Origin of the sequence: Phenylobacterium sp. (assembly GCF_037189685.1) — a bacterium.
Lineage (GTDB): Bacteria > Pseudomonadota > Alphaproteobacteria > Caulobacterales > Caulobacteraceae > Phenylobacterium.
On sequence record NZ_JBBCIT010000007.1, the window covers coordinates 83,715 to 105,818 of the forward strand.

Here is a 22,104-nt window from a genome sequence, read left to right on the forward strand (position 1 = left end):
GCGAACTGGAGGCGGTCCTGCGGCGTTCGGCGCCGCTGATGACGGTGATGCGGACGATCCGCGACCTGGACCTGCCCGACGGCCTGATCTTCTCGGGCGCGATCTACCAGCGCGTGCTGAACCACCTCGGCGACCGCGACCTGGACTACGGGATCAAGGACTACGACGTCGGCTACTTCGACGCCTCCGACATCTCGTACGAGGCCGAGGACGTGGTGATCCGGCGGGTGGCCGCCGCGTTCGAGCCGCCGCTGCGCGACCTCGTGGAGGTGCGCAACCAGGCCCGCGTCCACGTCTGGTTCGAGGGCAAGTTCGGCGAGCCCTATACGCCGCTCACCTGTTCCGCCGAGGCCCTGACCCGCTTCGTGAGCCCCATGTTCGCCGTGGGCGTGCGGCTGGAGCCCGACGATACGATGACGGTGGCGGCGCCGTTCGGCCTGGAGGACCTGTTCGCCCGGGTGTTGAGGCCGACGCCCGGACGGGGCACGAGGAATTTCCCCCGCATCGCGGCTTCGGCCAAGGCGCGCTGGCCTGAGATAGAGGTGAGGGACGCCTAGGTCGCGCTACCGCCGGTAGACGTCGCCGATCAGGACGCCGTCGTCGGCGATCTCGTGGGGCGTGATCTTGGGGGCCAAGGCGCGCTCCGAAGGTCCGCGGGTGGGGAAGTGGCCATTGCCGTGCGGCGGGCCAGGCCGCAAGGACCGCTTCCGCAACAGGGGACACACCATGCGCCAGTGGACCGTGGACGCCTTCGCCGCCGCGCCGTTTCGCGGCAACCCGGCCTGTGTCGTCGAGCCGTTCGAGGCCTGGCCCGACGCGGCCTGGATGCAGGCGCTGGCGGCCGAGAACAACCAGGCCGAGACCGCCTGCCTGCTGCGGACGCCCGATCGGGCGCGCTTCGGCCTGCGGTGGTTCACGCCCGCGCTGGAGGTCCCGCTCTGCGGGCACGCCACGCTGGCCGCGGCCCACGTCCTCTTCGCCGAACTGGGCGCCCCGGCGGGGACGCTGACCTTCGACACGCACTCGGGCGCGCTGACGGTTGTCCGCGCCGAGGTCGGCTACGAGATGGACTTTCCCGCCCAGCCGCCCGTGCGCACGGCGGTTCCCGAGGGATTGGCGGAGGCGTTGGGCGTCGATCCCGTCGAGGTGTGGGCGTCGAGCTACCTTGTGGCGGTTTTGCCCGACGAGGCCGCAGTGCGCGCGCTCGAGCCCGATCTCGCCGCCCTGAATCGCATCGCGGGCGAGGCCACGGGCGGGCGGGGCAATATCGGCGTGGCCGCGCTTGCGGACGCCGGCGCGCCCTACGATGTGGTCGACCGCTTCTTCGCACCCGGATCGGGCATTCCCGAAGACCCCACGACGGGCTCCCTGCACTGCATCCTGGCGCCCCTGTTCGCCGCGAAACTCGGGCGGCCGACGTTGAGATTCCATCAGGCTTTTCCCGGACGCGGGGGCGATCTCGTCTGCGCCCATCGTGGTGCGCGGGTGATGCTGGCGGGAAACGCCGTCACCGTGATCGAGAGCCGCCTGCGGCTCTGACGCGAAGACGCCCCCGGAGCGGAACTCCGGGGGCGCCGACGGCGGGGTTCGCGACTAGCGGCGGTGGCCGTAGCCGTAGCCGTAGCGATGGGCCGTGTTGTCCAGGCGGCTCACCAGGCGCCGCTCGGCCCAGTCGAGGCGGCGGTTGAGTTCGGCCCGCTCGCGGGCGTTCAGGCCGCCCGAGCGGTAGCTGGCCTCCAGCCGGGCGATGGAGCGCATGTCGTTGCGCAGTTCGTTCGCCTCGCGCCGGGTCAGGTCGCCGCGACGTGCGGCCGCCTCGATGATGCGTTCGAGTTCGCGCTGGCGCTGGTTCACGTTCGCCTGCGAATCCCAGCGCTGGGCTTCGTAGCGCGCGGGGCCGTGGCCATAGGGCTGGGCCATCGCCGGGACGGCGGCCGTCACGGCGGCGGTTGCGGCCAGTGTGGCGATCAGGGTCTTCATGTCCGGTCCTCCAGGTCCGTGTCGGCCCCCAGGGATTGGGATCGGCCGTCGATGGACTGGAAGACACCACGCCGCGCCTGACCGGTGTCTGAGCCGGCCGTTGGGTGAGGTTCAGCTTGCTGAAGCGCCTGTCAGGGAAGCGTCGCGGCGCTCGAGGGGCGCTGGATCAAGCCGCGGACGTCGCCTGGGCCGCGGGCGAAACGCCATCCGTGGCCGCGGCGTTCAGGACGCTGGAAATGGCGTCGTACAGCTTGGCGATCTCGATCGGCTTGGCCACGTGGGCGTCCATGCCGACCGCGAGATATTCCTCGACCTGGTGGGTCAGGGCGTTGGCGGTCAGGGCGACGATCGGCGTGCGTCGGCGACCGATGGCCTTCTCGGTGTCGCGGATGGTGGCCGCGGCGGTGATCCCGTCCATCACCGGCATCTGGATATCCATCAGGATCAGGTCGTAGGCGCCGGTCCGCCAGGCGTCGACCGCTTCCTTGCCGTTCGGCACGATATGGACGTCGATCCCCAGCGAGCCCAGGACGGCGGCGAGCACCTGCTGGTTGGTGGCGTTGTCCTCAGCCGCCAGGAGGCGCAGGTCGCCATCGTCGGTGGCCTGGGGCGTCTCGGCCGCAGGAACCGAGGTCGGCCTGCCGCGCGTGAGCGGCAACTCCACGGTGAAGGTCGAGCCCACGCCCTCCTGGCTCTCCACATTGATGGCGCCGCCCATCATCTGGGTCAGCTCGCGGCAGATGGCGAGGCCCAGTCCGGTGCCCCCGAACCGCCGCGTGGCGGAGTTGTCGGCCTGGGTGAACTTCTCGAACAGGGTCGGCAGCTTCTCGGGCGCGATGCCGACGCCCGTGTCGCTGACCACGATCCGCAGCGCGCCCGACGGCGAGAGGTCGACCCGCGCCCCGACCGAGCCCTGGGGGGTGAACTTGACGCCGTTGGACAGCAGGTTGCCGACGATCTGGCGCAGGCGGTCGGCGTCGCCGCGCCACCAGCCCCTGGCCTCTTCCGCGACCTCGACCGAGAAGCCCAGTCCCTTCGAGCGGGCCATGATCTCGAAGTTGTCGCGCGCCTGGCCGATCGCGGACTCCACGTCGAAGTCCTCCTCGAACAGCGTGAGCTTGCCGGCTTCGATCTTCGACAGGTCGAGGACGTCGTTGAGCACCGCCAGCAGCAATCCGCCCGAGCGGCGGATCACGTCCAGGCGGTCACGCTGCACCTGGTCGAGCTGGCCCAGGGCCATCACCTCGGCCATCGCCAGGACCCCGTTCAACGGCGTGCGGATCTCGTGGCTCATGTTGGCGAGGAACTGTGTCTTGAGCACATTGGCGGCGTTGGCGGCGTCGCGCGCGAGCTCGAGCTCGCGCATGGCGCGGCGCAGGTCGTCCTCGCGCTCGGCCAGCTTGGCCAGCAGATGGTTGAAGCTCTCGGTCAGGCTCTTGAACAGTTCGTCCGAGGCGGTCACCTCGACGGGCCGGAAGCTGCCGGTCGCCGCCACCTCGCCCATGGCCTGGGACAGGATCTGGACCGGCCGGATCACCCGGTGCGCCAGGCTGCGGGCCAGGAAGAGGGCCACGCCCACGCCGCCGAACAGCAGGACGAAGGTCAGCGCGATGAACTGCGGGAGCAGCGGCGCCAGGGACGGCTGCTCGAAGGTCATGCTGAACTGGGCCACGGCACGGCCCTCGACCGTCACCGGGCGCACGATGGTCTCGGTCTCGGCGTCGCCGGCGTCCCGGACCTGGAAATCGGCCAGCACCTTGCCCGAGGTATCGGTCACCCGCGCCGCCAGGACATCGCGGCTGGTCTTCAGGGCGTCGATGGAGCGGGACAGCTCGATACGGCCGGGCGTGGCCACGCTGGGCGTCGCCATTTCGGCGGCGATGGCGGCCAGGTCTTCGTGGAAGCGGTGCGACTGGGTGCGCGCGACCGCCCATTGCTGCAGCATGAAGGTGAGGCAGGCGGCCAGCAGGACGACGACCGTGGTGATGAGGCCTACGCCGGCCACCCGGGCATGGAACGTCGCCGTCGGCGCGGAGCCGGTCGGCGCCTCGTCCTCGGCGATTTGCCCTGCATCACCCATGGCGCCGGTTTAAGGCGCATAGTCCTAACGCTTCGCTTCTGAAGGATCATTCCACGCGAGCGGCACACAGAAAAAACTGTGCTTTCGGCGCCACGATACAACTGCTGGCGGAAGAAAATATGGTTAACAACTCATGAATCTGTTGCGTGTGCGATAACCGTATCTTTACCTTAACGGGTGTCGGGTAACTCAAGGGGTGTATCCACAATGGATAAGGTGTTCGTGGCCAAGCGTGTGGCCAAGAAGCTGTTCGAAACCGAAGCCGCCGTTGACGGCGCTCTGGTCGAGGCGGCGGAACTGATGGGCGAAATGCTCAAGGCTCGGAAGGACGTCAGCACCTCGCTGGTGTTCGCCGACGACGTGCAGGTGAAGATGATGGAGGCCATGAAGGCCCTCAGCGAAGCGCGTACGGCCATGGTCGCCGTGCACACCGAGCTGAACGATGCGAAGCTTCGCCTCGGCATCCGCACGAAGATGGGCCTGGAAGACAAGCCCGCGATCTCCGCGGCCACCGAAGCGCCCGCCATGCGGGACGTCGGCTGAGCCCGGAGACGGCCTGATCGGCCGGTAAACGGCCGATCATTGCAATAGATTAACTGGTTAGGCGCCTCTATTTCGCAATAGGGGCGCTTAATCATGCCGACCTCACCTCTCGTTCAGATGTTGCTGGCCCTTGTGGTGGCCGGCTGTGCGTTCGGCCTGTGGAAGGGCGGGCGGCCCGAACGCCTCGGCGCGGGCATCATCCTGCTCAACTCGGCGTTGACCCTGATCGGGGGCAACCTCCTTCCGTCCGGCTCCAGCTACATCTTCGGCCTCGTCCTCGACGGCGCGACCGCCGTGGGTTTCCTGGCCATGACGCTGATGTTCGGCCGCATGTGGCTGGGCGCCGCCATGCTGATCTACGCGGCCCAGTTCGCGCTGCGCTCCTACTATCTGGTGATGGACCGCAAGCCGGACCTGCTGCACGCCATGATCAACAACGCCAACTTCATGGCGATCATCCTCTGCATCGTGATCGGCACCGCGGCGGCCTGGCGCGCTCGCGTCCGCAGGCGCAAGGCGGGCTGAGGACTGCGGTGGCCGACGAGCGCTAGCTCTCGGAAGCTCAGATCCGATGGGGAGGCGACAGCCGGACGCCGTCCGGCTCCGGCCGCCATGCCGTGTTGCGCGTCGAGGGCCAGATGGTCGAGCGGCTGCATCCGAAAACGGCCCGCGTCCTGGCGATCGCCGACGCCATCGGGGCCTGAGCGGCGGCGGTATGTGTCGCCGGGGATCCAACGGGGCCAGGCGGCTGCCGGAGCGGCGGAGCCGGCAAGAAAAAGGGCGGAGCCTTGCGGCCCCGCCCTCGTCCTTTGATGCTGCGTCGGGCGTCGGACTTAGAAGTCCATGTCGCCCATGCCGCCGGGCATGCCGCCCGGAGGCCCGCCGGCGCCACCCTTCTTGGGGGCTTCGACGATCGCGGCTTCCGTGGTGATCAGCAGGCCGGCCACCGAGGCGGCGTCCTGCAGCGCGGTGCGGACGACCTTCGCCGGGTCGATGACGCCGGCCTTCACCAGGTCGACGTACTCTTCGGTCTGGGCGTTGAAGCCGAAGGTGGCGGCGCCGTTCTCGAGCACCTTGCCCACCACGATCGAGCCTTCCACGCCGGCGTTCTCGGCGATCTGACGGATCGGGGCCTGCAGGGCGCGGCGGACGATGGCCACGCCGGCTTCCTGGTCGTCGTTGTCGCCCTTGAAGCCGTCGAGCACCTTCGAGGCCTTCAGCAGGGCGACGCCGCCGCCGGGGACGATGCCTTCTTCCACCGCGGCGCGGGTGGCGTTCAGGGCGTCGTCGACGCGGTCCTTCTTTTCCTTCACCTCGACTTCGGTGGCGCCGCCGACGCGGATCACCGCGACGCCGCCGGCCAGCTTCGCGAGGCGCTCCTGGAGCTTCTCACGGTCGTAGTCCGAGGTGGTGTCCTCGATCTGCTTCTTGATCTGGGAGATGCGGCCTTCGATGTCGGCCTTGTCGCCCGTGCCGTCGACGATCGTGGTGTTGTCCTTGTCGATCGTGACCTTCTTGGCCTTGCCCAGCATGTCGAGGGCGACGTTCTCGAGCTTGATGCCCAGGTCTTCCGAGATCAGCTGGCCGCCGGTCAGGATCGCGATGTCCTCGAGCATGGCCTTGCGGCGGTCGCCGAAGCCCGGGGCCTTCACCGCCGCGACGCGCAGGCCGCCGCGCAGCTTGTTGACCACCAGGGTCGCCAGCGCCTCGCCTTCCACGTCTTCCGCGATGATCAGCAGCGGACGGCCCGACTGGACCACGGCTTCCAGCACCGGCAGCAGCGGCTGCAGGGTGGAGAGCTTCTTCTCGAAGAGCAGGATCAGCGGCTCTTCCAGCTCGGCCTGCATCTTGTCGGGGTTGGTGATGAAGTACGGCGACAGGTAGCCGCGGTCGAACTGCATCCCCTCGACGACGTCGAGTTCGGTCTCGGCGGTCTTGGCCTCCTCGACGGTGATGACACCCTCGTTGCCGACCTTTTCCATCGCCTTGGCGATCATCTCGCCGACTTCCACGTCGCCGTTGGCCGAGATGGTGCCGACCTGGGCGATCTCGCTGTTGTCCGAGACCTTCTTGGCGTTGGTCTTGATCTCCTCGATGACCTTGGCGACCGCCTTGTCGACGCCGCGCTTCAGGTCCATCGGGTTCATGCCGGCCGCGACCGACTTCAGGCCTTCGACCACGATGGCCTGGGCCAGGACCGTGGCGGTGGTGGTGCCGTCACCGGCCTTGTCGTTGGTCTTGGAGGCGACTTCGCGGATGAGCTGGGCGCCGAGGTTCTCGAACTTGTCGGCCCGTTCGATTTCCTTGGCGACCGACACGCCGTCCTTGGTCGAGCGCGGGGCGCCGAAGGACTTTTCAATGACCACGTTGCGGCCCTTGGGGCCCAGGGTCACCTTCACCGCGTTGGCGAGGGTGTTGACGCCGCGCAGCATGCGGTCGCGCGCGTCGGAGGAGAAGTAGACGTCTTTGGCAGCCATGGCTGGTTCTCTTTCCTAGAATTTCGGGGGGACGCGGGATCCGGGTCGCTTAGGAGACGACGCCCAGGATGTCGCTTTCCTTCATGATCAGCAGGTCCTGGCCGTCGAGCTTGACCTCGGTGCCGGACCACTTGCCGAACAGGATGCGGTCGCCGGCCTTCACGTCGAGGGCGATGTAGTCGCCGTCGTCGTCACGGTTGCCGGGGCCGACGGCGATCACTTCGCCTTCCTGCGGCTTTTCCTTCGCGGTGTCGGGGATGATGATCCCGCCCTTGGTCTTCTCTTCTTCCTCGACGCGCTTGACGAGGACGCGATCTCCCAGGGGACGAAACGCCATTTTGGTTCTCTCTCTTTTCCGTTCGAGACGGTCGAATTTGCGGTGACGTGGCGCCGTGAGGAACGCTGTTAGCAGTCCGGCTTCATGAGTGCCAACGTCGGCACGCGAGTTAGGAACAGCGCGTTTTGGAGTCAAGGCCGGGTTGGCAAATGCGCGCATCAACCTAGTCTCTGGCGCCTGACAAAGGAGGGTAGGCGTGGGGCTGCAAGACGTTCTCCGGAACCTCGTCCGCGAGGGCGACCTGACGATCAAGCTGCCTGGCGGCGGCGAACTCCGGCTCGGCGATGGTTCCGGTCCGCCGCTCGTGGCGCGGGTGACCACCACCGGCTGGGCGGCGCGGATCGCGGCCAATCCGGGCCTTGGCGTCGGCGAGGCCTATATGGACGGCGGCCTCGTGCTGGAAACGGGGGACATCGACGACTTCATCGACCTCATCGGCGCGAACGCCAAGAACAAGCCCAGGAAGCGGGGCGTCGTCGCCCGGGCGCGGCGCTGGCTGAAGCGCACGCTGCGCGAGGCCAACGACCGCGCCGCGGCCCACCGCAACGTGGCGCACCACTACGACCTCTCCTACGACCTCTACCGGCGCTTCCTGGACGAGGACATGCAGTACTCTTGCGCCTATTTCGAGCGGCCCGACATGACGCTGGAGGAGGCCCAGGTCGCCAAGAAGCGCCACATCGCCGCCAAGCTGTGCGTCGAGCCCGGGATGAGCGTGGTGGAGATCGGCTGCGGCTGGGGCGGCATGGCCCTGCAACTGGTCGAGGAGGCCGGCGCCGAGGTGGACGCCATCACGCTCTCCATCGAGCAGCTCAAGATCGCCCAGGCCCGCGCCGAGGCGAAGGGCCTGGCGCACAAGGCGCGCTTCTCGCTGACGGACTACCGCGACCTGAAGGGGACCTACGACCGCGTCCTGTCGGTGGCCATGTTCGAGGCCGTCGGGCGGCCGAACTACCAGGAATATTTCGACGGCGTGGCGCGGCTGATGAAGGACGACGGCGTGGGCCTGGTCCACTCCATCGGCCGGCCGGAGACGGGTGTCACCAACGCCTGGATCGACAAGTATATCTTCCCCGGCGGCTATTCGCCGGCGCTCTCCGAGGTGCTGCCGGCCATCGAGCGGGCCGGGCTGATCGTCACCGATGTCGAGATCCTGCGCCTGCACTACGCCGAGACGATCCGCCACTGGCGCGAGCGCTTCCGCAAGGTGCGGCCCGAGATCGTCGAGCTGTACGACGAGCGCTTCTGCCGGATGTGGGAATTCTACCTGGGTATCGCCGAGCAGAGCTTCCGGGCGCGGCGGCAGTTCATCTTCCAGATCCAGCTCGCCAAGCGCGTGGACGCCGTCCCCATCACCCGCGACTACATCGGCGAAGCCGAACGCGCCTTCGCCAAGGCCAAGACCAGGGCCGCCTGACACCCCAGGGCTGGCGCGAAGCGCGTCCTTTCGAACCACCGAAAGACACGAAAGGACACGAAAAGGGGGCCGGTCCTGAAAGGCCGCGAAGCGGCGCCTTCCTGCTTTGAAGCACCGCGGAAGACGCGGAAAAGCGCGGAAAATGATGCTGCGATTCTGCGCCCTTCCGCGTTTTCTGCGGCTCCATGACAGAGCCTCCGCTCGAAGGTGGCCCGCCCTTTCGTGTCCTTTCGTGTTTTTCGTGGTTCCTCGCCGAAGGCGATGCGCCGTCGCCGAAATGGCTGGAGGCGCCCTGAAACCGCCGCTAGGCTCGCGCACGACTTGAGGAAACGCCCACTAGAGAGCCTGCCCATGCGCCGCGCGATCGCGCTTGCCACCACCCTGTCCGTCCTGGCCGGGTCCGTTCTGGCCGGATCGGCCGCCGCCGAGACCTGGACCAAGTTCCATACGATGGAGAACGGGGCCGACATCTCCTACGACAGCGACTACACCTACAAGGATCGCCAGACCGGCCGCCTCGTGATCATGCAGGCGCTTTCCAAGGGAACCCTGGGTCCCTCCGCGCCCGGCAAGGCCGACAGCGTGGGCAGCGTCATCGCCCTGGACTGCGCGAAGAAGAACATCATCTCCCTGGCCAACTACCGGCCGAACCAGGCCCTGGACGTCAAGGACACCTGGCGCTCGGACACGCCCAAGAAGGCCGAGGGCGCGGACAACGCCGCCCTGATCGCCTCGGTCTGTCCCCACGCCGAGCACGCGCCGGTCAAGTAGGGGCGGGGATGACCGCGGCCGGCCTCGACCATGTGACCCTCAGGGTCGCGGACTATGGCCGGGCCGAGGCCTTCTATGACGCCGCCCTCGGGCCTCTGGGCCTGACCCGCCTCTTCGGCGACGGGGAAACCTTCGCCGGCTACGGCGCGGGACGGCCCTTCTTCTGGATCGGCGCCGGCGACTGCGGGGGATACGCTCATGTCGCTTTCGCGACGCCGGATCGCGCGATGGTCGAGGCCTTTCACGTGGCGGCGCTGGCGGCCGGCGGGCGCGACAACGGCGCGCCGGGCGTGCGGCCCCACTACCACCCCGACTACTACGGCGCCTTCGTGCTGTATCCCGACGGCCACAACATCGAGGCCGTCTGCCACGCGCCGGCGTGAGCGGTCATTTCCCCATTGTACAATTATCCGTACATGTCCATATTGGCTGCTGGAGGCCTGACATGGACGTTCTCAACTACTCCGACACCCGAGCGAACCTGAAGGATGTCATGGACCGCGTCGTGGCGGACCGGACGCCTGTCGTCGTCGCGCGGAAGCGTGGCGAAGCGGTGGTGATGGTTTCCCTGGCCGACTGGACGGCTATGGAGGAGACGCTCCACCTCCTGTCCTCCCGGACCAACGCCTCACGCCTCCTGGAAGCCATCCGGCAGCTCGACGCGGGCGGCGGCGAGGCGCGCGAGCTCCTCGATCCGTGAGGATCATCTTCGCCGACCGGGCCTGGGAGGACTATCTCCACTGGCAGGCGACCGACCCCAGCACCCTGGTGCGGCTGAACAGCCTGATCCGCGAATGTACGCGCACGCCGTTTCGGGGCATCGGCAAGCCCGAGCTGCTGAAGGGGGATTTCAGGGGCTGGTGGTCGCGCCGGATCACTCAGGAGGATCGCCTCGTCTATCGCGTGGCGAGCAAGGGCGCCGACCAGCACCTCGAGATCGCCCAGTGCCGGATGCACTATTGACCCTACCCCCGAGGTAATCGACCCGCCGCGCGGGTCGCGCGACCCTGAAGCCATCGACCCATCCGGATCGACCTCTTCAGGGAGCCGCCTCATGACCGCCGTCCGTTCCACCTTCCTCCGCGCCGTGATCGCCGCCGACGCCGCCGCCTGCGGCGCGGGCGGGGCGGGCTTGGCCTTCGCGGCGCCGGCCCTGGCCGGTCCGCTGGGCCTTTCTCCGGCCTTCATGCAGCCGGTCGGCCTGTTCCTGCTGGGCTATGCGGCCTTGCTGGGCGTCATGGCCGCCCGCCCCGTCCTGCCGGGAAAGGCCGTCTGGGGCCTCGTGGCCTTCAACCTGCTGTGGGCCGCCGAGAGCGTGGGGGTGATCGTCCTGGGCTGGGTGCAGCCGACGACCCTCGGCGTCGCGCTGATCGTGGGCCAGGCGGCGGCGGCGGCGGTCGTGGCCCACCTCCAGTATCTGGTCCTGCGCCGGGCGCGCCACGCCGCGCTCGCGGCGGCCTGACCCGTTGCATCCGGTCCGGCGTGCGACAGCTTCGCCGGACCGGAGCCGCAGTTCATAAAACAGTTGTTTGAAATTGCCGGAAAGTGCGCCAAAACTCCCCGCAAGAGCCATTTGCAGGGAGCCACCAGCATGACCACGACCGCAGACCGGGCCACCGAGGCCCGTTCGAGCTTCGGCCTCAGCCCGCAGGACGAGCTGAACGACCTGCGGATGTCAGACAAGGCGCTGCCGCTCTACAACGCCGTGAAGGCCTTCATCAAAGAGGTGGCCGAGCCGGCCTCGGAAGAATGGCACCGCCTGGGCGAAGGCCGCCCCGACCCGTGGCAGTACGCGCCCGGCCAGCTCGAGGTTCTGGAAGCCGCCAAGGACAAGGCCAAGGCCGCGGGCCTGTGGAACTTCTTCCTGCCGAACGCCGAGACCGGCGAGGGCCTGTCGAACCTCGACTACGCCTACATCGCCGTCGAACTGGGCAAGGTGCGCCTGGCCTCCGAGATCATGAACTGCGCCGCCCCCGACACCGGCAACATGGAAGTGCTGGAGCGCGTCGGCACCCCCGAGCAGAAGAAGCAGTGGCTGGAGCCGCTTCTGGAAGGCAAGATCCGCTCGGCCTACTGCATGACCGAGCTGAACACCGCCAGCTCGGACGCCAAGAACATCGACACCCGCGCCGTCCGCGTCGGCGACGAGTACATCATCAACGGCGAGAAGCACTACATCTCGGGCGCCGGCAGCCCGCGCTGCAAGGTGATGATCTGCATGGTCAAGACCGGCGAGGAGAACGCCCCGCCCCACCTCCAGCAGTCGCAGATCCTGGTGCCGCTGCCGACCGAGGGCGTCGAGATCGTCCAGGGCCAGCAGGTGTTCGGCGATCCCGACGCGCCGCACGGCCACATGCACATCCGCTTCAACAACGCCCGCGTGCCGGCCTCGAACATGCTGCTGGGCGAGGGCCGCGGCTTCGAGATCAGCCAGCTTCGCCTGGGCCCGGGCCGCATCCTCCACTGCATGCGCGCCATCGGCTCGGCCGAAAAGGCGCTGGACCTGATGGTCACCCGCGGCCTGACCCGCGTGGCGTTCGGCAAGCCGATCATCCAGCTCGGCGGCAACATCGAGAAGGTCAGCCGCGCGCGGATCGAGATCGAAGCCATGCGCCTGATGGTGCTCAAGGCCGCCAAGGCCATGGACGTCCTGGGCAACCGCGAGGCCCGGATCTGGATCCACATGGTGAAGGCGATGGTCCCCGAGCGGGTCTGCGACATCATCGACCAGGCGATCCAGATGCACGGCGCGCTGGGCGTGTCGCAGCACACCCCGCTGGCCCGCATGTACGCCAACACCCGCACCCTGCGGATCGCGGACGGCCCGGACGAAGTCCACCATATGGTCGTCGGCCGCAACGAGCTGCAGCAGTACCGCGAGATGCCGGCCGACCCGTCGCTGGCGTCGGTGTTCCGGAACTAGAACCAGACAGAACAGACATTGGAATGAACTTCAGGGGCCTCCGCCGCGGCGGAGGCCCTTTCGTTTGTGCGGAAAGGTTGATCATCCGGATCAACCTTGGCTGCGGCCCGCCTTTCGGAGTAGGCGAGCGGCGATCCTGATGGATAGGACATTCGCCATCTCGCCCGACCGCCCGGCCGAAGCCGGGTATGGGGGCGCTTCAGACGGCGCTCGCCCGATGCGGCTTGCAGCGCCCGACCGGTCCCGCGCGCGACGCGCAGCCGGTCAGCGACCGGAGGCGGCCTGTGCCCGCTTCACGGGGCTGGCCGCAACTCCGGAGGATTTCCATGACATGGCTCATGGCTGCATTCCTGCTCGTCATGGCGTTCCTGACCGCCCTGCTCTCGGGCGTCATCGGGATGGCGGGCGGCCTCGTCCTGATGGGGGCGCTGGCCCTGGTGCTGCCGGTCCAGGCGGCCTTCGTCACCCACGGCCTGCTCCAGTTCGTGGCCAACGGCTGGCGGGCCTTCCTGCATCGCCGGCATGTCCGCTGGAGCATCGTCGGCTGGTACGCCCTGGCGTCGCTGGTCGCCGGCCTGGTCGTGGCGGCCCTGTCGGTCGTTCCCTCGAAGCCGGTGCTCTTCCTGCTGATGGGACTGGTGCCCTTCCTGACCTGGCTTCCGCAGGGTTGGATCCGGCTGGACGCGGCGCGGCCGCCCCAGGCCTTCCTGTCGGGCCTCTCGGTCACGGGCCTCAACCTGACCGCGGGCGTCGCCGGTCCGCTGCTCGACATCTTTTTCGTCCGCACTGAGCTCAACCGTCACGCCATCGTGGCCACCAAGGCTGCGACCCAGGTGTTCGCCCATCTGTCCAAGGTGGTGGTCTACGGCTCGCCCCTGCTGACGGGCGCCACGATCGGGGGGATGCCGCCGCCCTGGCTCTTCGCGCTGGCCCTCCCGCTGTCGATGGCGGGCACGTTCGTCGGCGGCCTGATCCTGGACCGGATGAACGACGTGAACTTCAAGCGCTGGACCCGCTGGATCGTGACCGCGATCGGGGTGGGTTACCTGATCCGCGCCGCGCAGCTCTTCGCCGGCGGGGCCTGAAACCCCTGGCGCCCGAAACCCCTGGCGCCCGAAACCCGCGACACATGAAAAAAAGGCCGGGTCGCAGGGACCCGGCCGGGAAGTCATTAGGGAGGAAACGCCCAGGAATGGGCACGCCTTCAGGTATGTCGGCCAAGCGCCGCCGCAAGGGGCCGGCGCCAACTTTTTTCACCTTGGCGGAAAAAACGTCGCGCGACGGGAATTGGTATGCTCAGTCCCCCAGAACCGGACGTTTCAACCGGACCGGATGCCGCCTACAGGCGGGGTCCTGCCGGAGGGTCGAGGTCGATGAAGCTCAATTCCGCCCCGCTCGAAAACGCCCATGTGCGCCTCGAGCCGATGGTCGAGACGCACCGCGAGGGCCTGGAGGCGGCGGTCAACGCCGACACGACGATCTGGACCGAGCTCTATCCCTTCTCGTGGGCCGGCGAGCACTTCGCGCCCAGCTGGGACAAGCTGATGGCCGACGCCGCCGCCGGCCACACCCAGCCCTACGCGGTCATCGTCGGCGGCGATGTCGCGGGGATCACCACCTTCTACGCCATCGACCCCGCCAACGCGGTGGCGGAGGTGGGCGGCACCTACTACCGGCCCGACCGGCGGGGCGGCCCGGTCAACCCCTCGGCCAAGCGGCTGATGATGGGCCACGCCTTCGCGGCCGGGGCCCGCCGCGTGGTCTACCGCGTCGACGCCCTGAACGCCCGCAGCCGCGCCGCGGTGCTCAAGCTGGGCGCGGTCCAGGAGGGCATCCTGCGGCAGGATCGCCAGACCTGGACCGGCCGTATCCGCGACACGGTGATCTTCTCGATCCTCGAGCCTGAATGGCCCGCCGTCCGTGACCGCCTCGACGCGCGCATCGCCGCGTTCGGGCCATAGCCCCGAAGCGTCCGCGGGACTTCAGTGCGGCACGTAGCTGCGTAGCACGTCCTCGATGATGCGTTCGAGCTGCTCGATGGTGCCGCACTGCTTGGCCACGTGGCAGAAGCGGGCATAGCGGTGCATGACGCTGTCGCCCTGGGCCCAATAGCTCTCGGGCTCGGGGTTGAGCCAGATCACCGCGCGCGAGCGGTCGTGGATCTCCTTCATCAGGTCGAGCCGCGGGTCGGCGAAGTTCGAGCGGCCGTCGCCCAGGATGATGACGGTGGTGCGCCGGTCCAGCTTGTCGAGGTGCTGTTCCGAGAAGTCCTGCAACGCACGGCCGTAGTCGGTCTGCTGGAAGCCGATCTCCTGCAGCACCTTGAAGATCGCCTGCTCGACGCCGTGCTCGTCCAGGATGTCGTTCACGCTGATCAGCCGGCCCGAGAAGGCGAAGGCCTCCAGCCGGTCCACCACCTCGTTCAGCGAATAGAGGAAGGTCAGCAGGAACTGGGCGGCCGCGGCCACCGACTTCGAGACGTCGCAGATCGCCACGATCGAGGGCTTGTCGACCTTCTTGACCTTGAACTGGATGTCGAAGGGCACGCCGCCGTAGGCCAGGCTGCGGCGCAGGGTCTTGCGCACGTCGAGGTGGCCCTTGTGCGCCACGTGGCGGCGCCGCGAATACTTGGCGGCCAGCCGCTTGGCCATCTTCTTCACCAGGGCGGCCATCAGTTCGTAGTCGACGGGATCGACCCCGCCATCGGCGTTGAGCTGCTTCCGCGCCAGGCGCTCCTCGCGCAGTTCGCGGGCCGAGCCGGCGGCGTAGAGGTCGTGCTGGCGGGCGACATAGGCCTGGGCCTGCTCGAACAGGCCGCGCCGGGCGGCCTCCAGCCGGTCGGCCAGGCCCTCGCCGTCGCCGTCGGGCATCCGCCGGGCGTTGGCGATGATCCGCTCGATCTCCTCCAGGCCCATCTCCTCCAGCAGCCGGCGCGTCAGGCGCGAGCGCTGGGTGGAGAGGCGGATGTCGGCGACGCCGGCCCGGGCGGCGGCGGCCTCCATCGACTGCTGGACGGCGGCGGCGTCGCCCTGGAGCACGGCCTGGGCCAGCGGCGAGCCTTCCGCCGCGGCCATGTCGGCTTCGGACGGCCCGGTGTTCTCCTCTTCGCCTGCGTCCTCCCTCGGGGACGCCGGCGGCCGGGCGGGGTCGCGCGCGAAGAAGGTGTCGAAGATCGCGTCGAACCGCGCCACCTCGTCGGACGACTTGGCCAGGGTGGCGCAGAGCGCGTCGCGGAACAGGGTCCGGTCCGCGTAGCCCACGACCGCCGCCGCCCGGCTGGCGTCGATCGCCTCGGCCGGCGACACCCGCACGTCCGAAGCCCGCAGCGCCCGGAAGAACTGTTCCAGCGTATGCTGCATCACGCCGCGCTCACCGCCGGTGCAGCAGCTCGACCACCTGCGGCTCGATGGCCGCGATGTCCTGCTCGAACTTCAGGATGACGTTCAGCGTCTCGCGCACCAGGTCGGGCTGGAGGCTGTCGGCGTGGAGCAGGACGAGCGCGCGGGCCCAGTCCACAGTCTCCGAGATCGACGGCGACTTGCGCAGGTCCATCGTCCGCAGCGACTGGACGAAGCCGACCAGTTCGCGGGTCAGCTTCGCCTCGATGCCGGGCACGCGGCTGGCGACGATCCGCTCTTCCAGCGCCGCCTCGGGCAGCGGGATGTGCAGGTGCAGGCAGCGGCGCTTCAGCGCATCGCCCAGGTCGCGGACGTTGTTCGAGGTCAGGAACACCAGGGGCGGCGTCTTCGCCTTCAGAACGCCCAGCTCCGGCACCGAGACCTGGTAGGCCGACAGCACCTCGAGCAGGAACGCCTCGAACGCCTCGTCCGACTTGTCGACCTCGTCGATCAGCAGGACGCAGCCGTCGTCCTCGCGCAGCGCCTTCATCAGCGGGCGCGGCTCCAGGAACGGCTCGGAGAAGAACAGGTCGCCCATCCCGTGCAGGCGGTCCATGGCCGCCTCCATGTCGGGCGCGTCGGCGAGCTGCTCGCCCATGCGATCCTTCAGGATCTGGGTGTAGAGGAGCTGCTTGCCGTACTTCCACTCGTACAGCGCCTTGGACTCGTCCAGCCCCTCGTAGCATTGCATCCGGATCAGCGGCAGGCCCAGCAGCGTGGCGGTGGAGAGCGCCAGCTCGGTCTTTCCGACGCCGGCCGAGCCCTCCACCAGGATCGGCTTCTGCAGTTTCACGGCCATGAACAGCGCGGTGGCGATGCGGCGGGACGCGATGTAGCCCACCGAGCCCAGGCCCTCGATCAGGGCGTCGACGGAGCCGAGCGGGTCGGCGGCGGTCGCGTTGGCGGCGATGGAGGCCGCCGGGGGAGACAGGGTCAAATCACGGACTTTCGAAAATGGATCGTGCGAAAGCCCGATTGTGCCAAGCGCGCCGCGCCCGTGCAAACGGCCGTTTGACGCCGCCGGCCTCGCGCGGACTCCCGGCCGGTCGCCGGGCGCGCGTCCTCAGGGCTCGTGATCGTCGTCGGCGTGCGGGTCGAGCAGCTTGTGCGCGTGGATGATGAAGTAGCGCATGAGGGCGTTGTCGACCGTCTGCTGGGCCTTGGCCAGCCAGGCCTGGCGGGCGGCCTGGTAGGTCGGGAAGGCGCCGACGAGATCGACCTTGGTCAGGTCGCGGAACTCGGGCGCGCCGTCCAGCGATTTCAGTTCGCCGCCGATCACGAGGTGGAGGAGTTGTTTGTCAGGCATGGCCGCCTTTCGGGGATTTTGTTGCGCCGTCCATCAATTCGACGCGCCAATATGCCGGACGCGATCCAGGATCAATGGGGCCAGCGCGGGCGTGGCGCAGATCAGGCTCGCCTGCGACGGCCGTGCGCGATTGTAGCGGAACCCCGCGCCCGTGTGGTCTCCCACGAAGCAGCCGGCCTCGCGCGCGATCAGGTCGCCCGCCGCCACGTCCCAGTCCGACTTGCGCAGGGGCGCCACGGCGGCGTCGAAGTCGCCCGCCGCCACCAGGCACATGCGATAGGCGGTCGAGCTGCGCTGCTCCACGCGCATGGCGGGCCAGGGCGTGGGCCAGGACCAGTGGGAGAAGACCATCGAATCCCCGGCCATGCGGCAATCGGCAAGGTCGAGCGCCGGGCTGGGGCGGATCGCCTCGCCGTTGCGGGTCGCGCCGCCTCCGGCCGCAGCCGCATAGGTCTCGCCGGTCTCGGGAGCGAAGACCACGGCGGCCGTGGGCAGCCCGTCCTCCACCACGGCGATCGCCACCGACCACCAGGGCCGGCCGTTCAGGAAGGCGCGCGTCCCGTCGATGGGGTCGACCACGAAGATGCGGCGGCGGTCCAGGCGGTCGCGGTCGTCGGCCGTCTCCTCGGAGAGCCAGCCGTAGGCGGGGCGCGCCGCGCGCAGGCGCTCGGTCAGCAGGCGATCGGCCGCCAGGTCGGCGTTGGTCACCGGGGAGCGGTCCTCGGGCTTGTAGTCCACGTCCAGCCCGCGGCGGCGGATGTCGCGGGCCAGCGCTCCGGCTTCATGCGCGGCGTCGAGGATGAGCGCCAGGTCGGCGTCCGTGCCGGGATGCGTCATCGGCCCGCGATGGCCATCGCGTCGACCAGCAGCGAGGGCGCGTTGGCGGCGCCGCGGAATTCGAGGTCCGAGCCTGGCGCGATGCGGCCGAAGATCTCGATCAGGTTGCCCGCCACGGTGATCTCGTTGACCGGATAGGCGATCTCCCCGCCCTCGAACCAGAAGCCCGAGCAGCCCACCGACCAGTCGCCCGTGTGGGCGTTCAGGGACGGCCCGAACATGGAGGTGACCAGCAGGCCGGCGCCCGCGTCCTGCATCAGTTCGGACGGGCTCCTGTCGCCGGGCAGGAAGGTGAGGTTCGAGGTCGAGACGCCGGGCGGGCCCGCCAGTCCGCGCGAGGCGTGGCCCGTGGTCTCGAGGCCGAGCTGGCGCGCGCTGGGACAGTTGAGCAGCCAGGTGGTCAGCATTCCGTCGTCGATCAGGCGGCGTTTCGTATTGGCCACGCCCTCGTCGTCGAAGGGGCTGGAGCCCAGGCCCCGGAGGCGGTGCGGGTCGTCCTCGATGACGACGCCCGGCGCGAAGATCCGTTCGCCCAGCCTGTCCTTCAGGAACGAGGCGCCGCGGGCGATGGCGGGGCCCGAGATGGCTCCGATCAGGGGACTGATCAGCGAACTGGCCAGCCGGTTCTCGAAGATCACCGGCGCGGTGGTGGAGGCGATCTTCCGGGCGCCCAGGCGTCCCGCCGCCCGGCGGCCGGCTTCGGCGCCGAGCCGCTCGGGCGCCGGCAGGTCGGCCTCCCATCGGGTCGAACGGCCGTCGTAGCCGGTCTCCATGCCGCTCTCGTCGCCGGCGATGGCCGAGGCCCCGATCGAGAAGCCCGAGGCGCGGTGGACGCCTTCGAAGCCGGCGCTGGTGACCATGACCCACCGGCTGGACGACCAGCCGCCCGTGGCGCCGTCGGTATTGGTGACTCCGGGCGCGGCCCGCGCCGCCGCCTCGGCCGCGCGGGCGCGCGCTTCCAGCGCCTCGGCGGTCGGCTCGGTCGGGTCGTAGAGGTCGAGGTCGGGCAAGGGGCCGCGGGCGAGCTTCTCGGGCTCCGCCAGGCCCGCATAGGGATCCTCGGGGGCCAGCTTCGCCATCGCGATCGCCCGCTCCACCAGCCGGGCCCGGGCGCCCGGCGAGATGTCCGATCCCGACACCGTGGCCTGCCGCCGGCCCACGAACACGCGCAGGCCGAGATCGCGCGATTCCTCGCGCTCGACCTCTTCGAGGTCCCCGTCGCGCACGGTGATCGACAGGCTGCGCCGTTCCGCGCCCACGGCTTCGGCCGCGTCCGCGCCGCCCTTGAGGGCGGCGGCCACGACGTCGTTCAGAAGGTTTTCGTCCATCGGCGGGATATGGCCGACCCCGGGCCGCGCCACAACCCGCCAGCCTGACTCCCTCCTGCTTGGCCCCCTCCTGCCTGTCCCCCGCCAGCCTGACTCGGGCGTGGAAGAGTCAGGGGATGGCGTAGAACAGGAGCGCGGCGGCGATCGCGACGAGGCTGATCCATGTGGCCAGGACACCGCCCGCGCGGGGCAGGGACGCCCCGGTCGAACGGGACAGGCCCACGGCGTGCGCCACCCGTCCGGCGAACAGGATCAGGCCGATGGGGTGGATCAGGAGCGGCGGCGCGCCCACCAGCGCCAGCAGGCCCAGGCCTGCCAGCGCCGCCGGCACATACTCGGTCGCGTTCCCGAACGCGCGGATGGCCTGCTGCAACGCCGGGACGCCGCCGTCGCCGATCTCCACCCGGTGCTTGCGCCGCTGGCGCGTCACCAGCACCGACAGCACCAGGAGCAGGACGATGTGGAGGCCGGCCCACAGGGCGGCGGCGTGCGCCGAGGTCGTCGGGTCCATCAGGCTCTCCTATTCGACCGGCCGGCCGCTTCCGGGCAGGCCCAGGCTGGCCCATTTCGCGGTCACCGTCTCCACGACGTCCGGGTCCATGCCCAGCTTCCGGCCCCACTCGCGATGGGTCTCGGGCGGCCACTTGTCGGTGGCGTCGAGGCCGATCTTCGAGCCCAGGCCGCTCTCGGGCGAGGCGAAGTCCAGGTAGTCGATCGGCGTGTTCTCCACGACGGTGATGTCGCGGGCGGGGTCCATGCGGGTCGATACGGCCCACATGACGTCCTTCCAGTCGCGGGCGTCGATGTCGTCGTCCACGACGATCACCCACTTCGTGTACATGAACTGCCGCAGGTAGCTCCAGACGCCCATCATCACGCGCTTGGCGTGGCCCGGGTAGGCCTTCTTCATCGAGACCACGGCGATCCGGTAGCTGCAGCCCTCGGGCGGCAACCAGAAGTCGACGATCTCCGGGAACTGCTGGCGGATCAGCGGGATGAACACCTCGTTCAGCGCCTCGCCCAGCACCGAGGGCTCGTCCGGCGGCCGGCCGGTGAAGGTGGTGAGGTAGATCGGGTCCCTGCGCATGGTGACGGCGCTGACCTGGAAGACCGGGAAGCGCTCGACCGAGTTGTAGTAGCCGGTGTGGTCGCCATAGGGGCCTTCGTCGGCGTACTCGTCCAGCAGGACGTGGCCTTCCAGCACGATCTCGGCCTGGGCCGGAACCATCAGGGGCACGGTCCTGGCCGGCACGAGGTCCAGCTTGGCGCCGCGCAGCAGGCCGGCGAACTGGTACTCGGACAATGTGTCGGGGACGGGCGTCACGGCCGCCAGGATCGTACCGGGGTCGGCGCCGATGACGGCGCAGGCGGGCAGCGGCTCGCGCCGGCCCTCGCCCTTCCAGCGCCGGTGGTGCTGGGCGCCGCCGCGGTGGGCCAGCCAGCGCATGATGGTGCGGTCGCGGCCCAGCACCTGCATCCGGTAGATGCCCAGGTTGTAGTCGTCCTCGCGCGAGTCCGACGGCCCCTTTGTGACCACCAGCGGCCAGGTGATCAGGGGCGCGGGCTCGCCGGGCCAGCAGCCCTGGATCGGCAGCTTCGTCAGGTCGATCCGGTCGCCCGTCAGCACCACCTCCTGCACCGGCCCGCGCTTGCGCACCTGCGGCCGCATGCCCAGCACCGTCTTCGCCAGGGGCAGCATGTCGACCGCGTCCTTCAGCCCCCGGGGCGGCTCGGGCTGGCGCAGGAAGGCCAGGAGCTCGCCCACTTCGCGCAGTTCGGCGGCGGAGGTGCGCTCGCGGTTCTCCAGGGTGACGCCCATGGCCACCCGCTTCACCGTGCCGAACAGGTTGACCAGGCAGGGCATGGACGATCGCTCGCCGTCGGCCATGACGACGTTCTCGAACAGCACGGCCGGGCCGCCGTCGCGCAGCAGCCGCCGTTGGATCTCGGTCATCTCCAGATGGGTCGAGACGGGTTCGGTGACCCGGACCAGCTCGCCGGCGGCTTCCAGCTTCGAGATGAATTCGCGCAGCGAGCGATAGGCCATGCGGCCGTTTACCCGCGCCCGCCGAACGGGTCTAGGATGGGGCATGGCCCGCCTGGACCTCGACGACCTGCCCCCCAAGATCGCGGCCCTGCTCGAAGGCCTGGCCGATGGCGGGGAACTGGTGCTCGTCCGGGGCGGCGCGGTGGTGGGTCGGCTGACCGCGAGCACGATCGCGTCGGAGGAGAACGACCCGGTCGATCCGCCGTCCGAACAGCGCATGGCCGAGGTGTTCGAGAATTTCCGCGCGGCGATCGAGGACGAGTTCTAGGTCGCTGTCCGGCGGGTCAGCCGCCCTGCCGTTCGGCTTCCCAGGCCTTCACCGCGGCCCTCTTCGCGATCTTGCGGAAGCGACGCTCCAGGAAGGCGCGGAACGACCCCGGGTCCAGCGTCGCCATGCGCGCGAGCACGCTGGGATAGTCCTTGTAGTGCGCCGTGAAATGGAACGTCTCCGGCTCGGCCTCGATCAGCATTTCGCGTTCGTCGAACGGAATATCCATCAGGACGAGGGAGTCGTCCTCGTGGCGCAGGCGGGTGAAGAACTTGCCGTTCACCTTGAACGAGGGACGGCCATAGCTGGTCCCCTCCTCGGCGCCGGGAAAGGCGAGCACGATGGCGGTCATCTCTTCGCGTGTCATGGCGCGGGTCCTCCGCGGCCGATCA

General features: G+C 69.1%; 27 protein-coding genes. 14 read left to right on the plus strand and 13 right to left on the minus strand.

Going from position 1 to position 22,104, the window contains the following annotated elements:
• Nucleotides 1-38: 38 nt before the first annotated feature.
• Nucleotides 39-557 carry a nucleotidyltransferase family protein gene (locus WG212_RS03925; protein ID WP_337186054.1) on the plus strand — a complete coding sequence of 173 codons (519 nt, stop codon included), beginning with the start codon at nt 39-41 and terminating at the stop codon, nt 555-557.
• A 6-nt stretch (nt 558-563) separates the two neighbouring features.
• Here WG212_RS03925 and WG212_RS03930 read toward each other — a convergent pair whose 3' ends face one another.
• Nucleotides 564-698, minus strand: a complete 135-nt coding sequence (locus WG212_RS03930; protein WP_337185763.1) for a hypothetical protein — start codon at nt 696-698, stop codon at nt 564-566.
• Nucleotides 699-726: 28 nt separating this feature from the next.
• Between WG212_RS03930 and WG212_RS03935 the strand changes: the two genes are divergently transcribed.
• The gene (locus tag WG212_RS03935; RefSeq protein WP_337185764.1) at nt 727-1,539 is read left to right on the plus strand and encodes a PhzF family phenazine biosynthesis protein; all 813 of its coding nucleotides are present in this window, start codon (nt 727-729) and stop codon (nt 1,537-1,539) included.
• 54 nt (nt 1,540-1,593) lie between these two features.
• Here the strand turns inward: WG212_RS03935 and WG212_RS03940 are convergent, their stop codons facing one another.
• Together WG212_RS03940 and WG212_RS03945 are read right to left on the minus strand one after the other, a co-directional pair.
• On the minus strand, nt 1,594-1,980 hold the full coding sequence (locus tag WG212_RS03940) for a hypothetical protein (protein ID WP_337185765.1): 387 nt from the start codon (nt 1,978-1,980) through the stop codon (nt 1,594-1,596).
• Nucleotides 1,981-2,146: 166 nt separating this feature from the next.
• Complete coding sequence (locus WG212_RS03945) at nt 2,147-4,060, minus strand: ATP-binding protein (protein WP_337185766.1); 1,914 nt, start codon at nt 4,058-4,060, stop codon at nt 2,147-2,149.
• A 207-nt stretch (nt 4,061-4,267) separates the two neighbouring features.
• On the opposite strand from WG212_RS03945, the gene WG212_RS03950 reads away from it, so the two are divergent.
• On the plus strand, nt 4,268-4,603 hold the full coding sequence (locus WG212_RS03950) for a hypothetical protein (protein ID WP_337185767.1): 336 nt from the start codon (nt 4,268-4,270) through the stop codon (nt 4,601-4,603).
• A 93-nt stretch (nt 4,604-4,696) separates the two neighbouring features.
• Complete coding sequence (locus WG212_RS03955; RefSeq protein WP_337185768.1) at nt 4,697-5,128, plus strand: hypothetical protein; 432 nt, start codon at nt 4,697-4,699, stop codon at nt 5,126-5,128.
• Nucleotides 5,129-5,436: 308 nt separating this feature from the next.
• Here the strand turns inward: WG212_RS03955 and groL are convergent, their stop codons facing one another.
• Together groL and groES are read right to left on the minus strand one after the other, a co-directional pair.
• Nucleotides 5,437-7,080, minus strand: a complete 1,644-nt coding sequence (groL, locus tag WG212_RS03960) for a chaperonin GroEL (RefSeq protein ID WP_337185769.1) — start codon at nt 7,078-7,080, stop codon at nt 5,437-5,439.
• 49 nt (nt 7,081-7,129) lie between these two features.
• Nucleotides 7,130-7,417, minus strand: a complete 288-nt coding sequence (gene groES / locus WG212_RS03965) for a co-chaperone GroES (RefSeq protein ID WP_293375500.1) — start codon at nt 7,415-7,417, stop codon at nt 7,130-7,132.
• A gap of 196 nt (nt 7,418-7,613) precedes the next feature.
• On the opposite strand from groES, the gene WG212_RS03970 reads away from it, so the two are divergent.
• The 9 genes from WG212_RS03970 (at nt 7,614) to WG212_RS04010 (ending at nt 14,489) form a co-directional block, all read left to right on the plus strand.
• Nucleotides 7,614-8,834 (plus strand): cyclopropane-fatty-acyl-phospholipid synthase family protein, encoded by a 1,221-nt coding sequence (locus WG212_RS03970; protein ID WP_337185770.1) that lies wholly within the window; start codon nt 7,614-7,616, stop codon nt 8,832-8,834.
• 351 nt (nt 8,835-9,185) lie between these two features.
• Nucleotides 9,186-9,605, plus strand: a complete 420-nt coding sequence (locus WG212_RS03975) for a hypothetical protein (protein ID WP_337185771.1) — start codon at nt 9,186-9,188, stop codon at nt 9,603-9,605.
• Nucleotides 9,606-9,613: 8 nt separating this feature from the next.
• Nucleotides 9,614-9,988: a VOC family protein gene (locus WG212_RS03980; protein ID WP_337185772.1), complete on the plus strand. Its 375-nt coding sequence runs from the start codon at nt 9,614-9,616 to the stop codon at nt 9,986-9,988.
• 62 nt (nt 9,989-10,050) lie between these two features.
• A complete protein-coding gene (locus WG212_RS03985; RefSeq protein WP_337185773.1) occupies nt 10,051-10,305 on the plus strand; it encodes a type II toxin-antitoxin system prevent-host-death family antitoxin in 255 nt (84 codons plus the stop codon).
• A complete protein-coding gene (locus WG212_RS03990) occupies nt 10,302-10,568 on the plus strand; it encodes a Txe/YoeB family addiction module toxin (RefSeq protein WP_337185774.1) in 267 nt (88 codons plus the stop codon). The genes WG212_RS03985 and WG212_RS03990 overlap by 4 nt, the downstream gene beginning before the upstream one ends.
• Nucleotides 10,569-10,659: 91 nt before the next feature.
• Complete coding sequence (locus WG212_RS03995) at nt 10,660-11,067, plus strand: hypothetical protein (RefSeq protein ID WP_337185775.1); 408 nt, start codon at nt 10,660-10,662, stop codon at nt 11,065-11,067.
• 129 nt (nt 11,068-11,196) lie between these two features.
• Nucleotides 11,197-12,528 (plus strand): acyl-CoA dehydrogenase family protein, encoded by a 1,332-nt coding sequence (locus tag WG212_RS04000; RefSeq protein ID WP_337185776.1) that lies wholly within the window; start codon nt 11,197-11,199, stop codon nt 12,526-12,528.
• A 338-nt stretch (nt 12,529-12,866) separates the two neighbouring features.
• The gene (locus tag WG212_RS04005) at nt 12,867-13,613 is read left to right on the plus strand and encodes a sulfite exporter TauE/SafE family protein (RefSeq protein WP_337185777.1); all 747 of its coding nucleotides are present in this window, start codon (nt 12,867-12,869) and stop codon (nt 13,611-13,613) included.
• Nucleotides 13,614-13,901: 288 nt separating this feature from the next.
• On the plus strand, nt 13,902-14,489 hold the full coding sequence (locus WG212_RS04010) for a GNAT family protein (protein ID WP_337185778.1): 588 nt from the start codon (nt 13,902-13,904) through the stop codon (nt 14,487-14,489).
• 21 nt (nt 14,490-14,510) lie between these two features.
• Here the strand turns inward: WG212_RS04010 and WG212_RS04015 are convergent, their stop codons facing one another.
• The 7 genes from WG212_RS04015 to WG212_RS04045 all read right to left on the minus strand — a co-directional run bounded on the left by WG212_RS04015 (nt 14,511) and on the right by WG212_RS04045 (nt 21,444).
• Nucleotides 14,511-15,887, minus strand: coding sequence for a VWA domain-containing protein (locus WG212_RS04015; protein ID WP_337186055.1), 1,377 nt, complete (start codon nt 15,885-15,887; stop codon nt 14,511-14,513).
• A gap of 10 nt (nt 15,888-15,897) precedes the next feature.
• On the minus strand, nt 15,898-16,863 hold the full coding sequence (locus WG212_RS04020) for a MoxR family ATPase (protein ID WP_337185779.1): 966 nt from the start codon (nt 16,861-16,863) through the stop codon (nt 15,898-15,900).
• A gap of 126 nt (nt 16,864-16,989) precedes the next feature.
• Nucleotides 16,990-17,232, minus strand: coding sequence for a DUF4170 domain-containing protein (locus WG212_RS04025; protein ID WP_337185780.1), 243 nt, complete (start codon nt 17,230-17,232; stop codon nt 16,990-16,992).
• Between the two features lie 33 nt (nt 17,233-17,265).
• On the minus strand, nt 17,266-18,069 hold the full coding sequence (locus WG212_RS04030; protein WP_337185781.1) for a 3'(2'),5'-bisphosphate nucleotidase CysQ: 804 nt from the start codon (nt 18,067-18,069) through the stop codon (nt 17,266-17,268).
• Nucleotides 18,066-19,397, minus strand: a complete 1,332-nt coding sequence (locus WG212_RS04035; RefSeq protein ID WP_337185782.1) for a TldD/PmbA family protein — start codon at nt 19,395-19,397, stop codon at nt 18,066-18,068. The genes WG212_RS04030 and WG212_RS04035 overlap by 4 nt, the downstream gene beginning before the upstream one ends.
• Nucleotides 19,398-19,506: 109 nt before the next feature.
• The gene (locus WG212_RS04040; protein ID WP_337185783.1) at nt 19,507-19,908 is read right to left on the minus strand and encodes an MAPEG family protein; all 402 of its coding nucleotides are present in this window, start codon (nt 19,906-19,908) and stop codon (nt 19,507-19,509) included.
• A gap of 9 nt (nt 19,909-19,917) precedes the next feature.
• Entirely contained in the window at nt 19,918-21,444 is a 1,527-nt protein-coding gene (locus tag WG212_RS04045) for a UbiD family decarboxylase (RefSeq protein ID WP_337185784.1), read from the minus strand.
• 43 nt (nt 21,445-21,487) lie between these two features.
• Between WG212_RS04045 and WG212_RS04050 the strand changes: the two genes are divergently transcribed.
• On the plus strand, nt 21,488-21,712 hold the full coding sequence (locus WG212_RS04050; RefSeq protein ID WP_337185785.1) for a hypothetical protein: 225 nt from the start codon (nt 21,488-21,490) through the stop codon (nt 21,710-21,712).
• 16 nt (nt 21,713-21,728) lie between these two features.
• Here the strand turns inward: WG212_RS04050 and WG212_RS04055 are convergent, their stop codons facing one another.
• Nucleotides 21,729-22,079 (minus strand): MmcQ/YjbR family DNA-binding protein, encoded by a 351-nt coding sequence (locus tag WG212_RS04055; protein WP_337185786.1) that lies wholly within the window; start codon nt 22,077-22,079, stop codon nt 21,729-21,731.
• Nucleotides 22,080-22,104 lie beyond the last annotated feature (25 nt).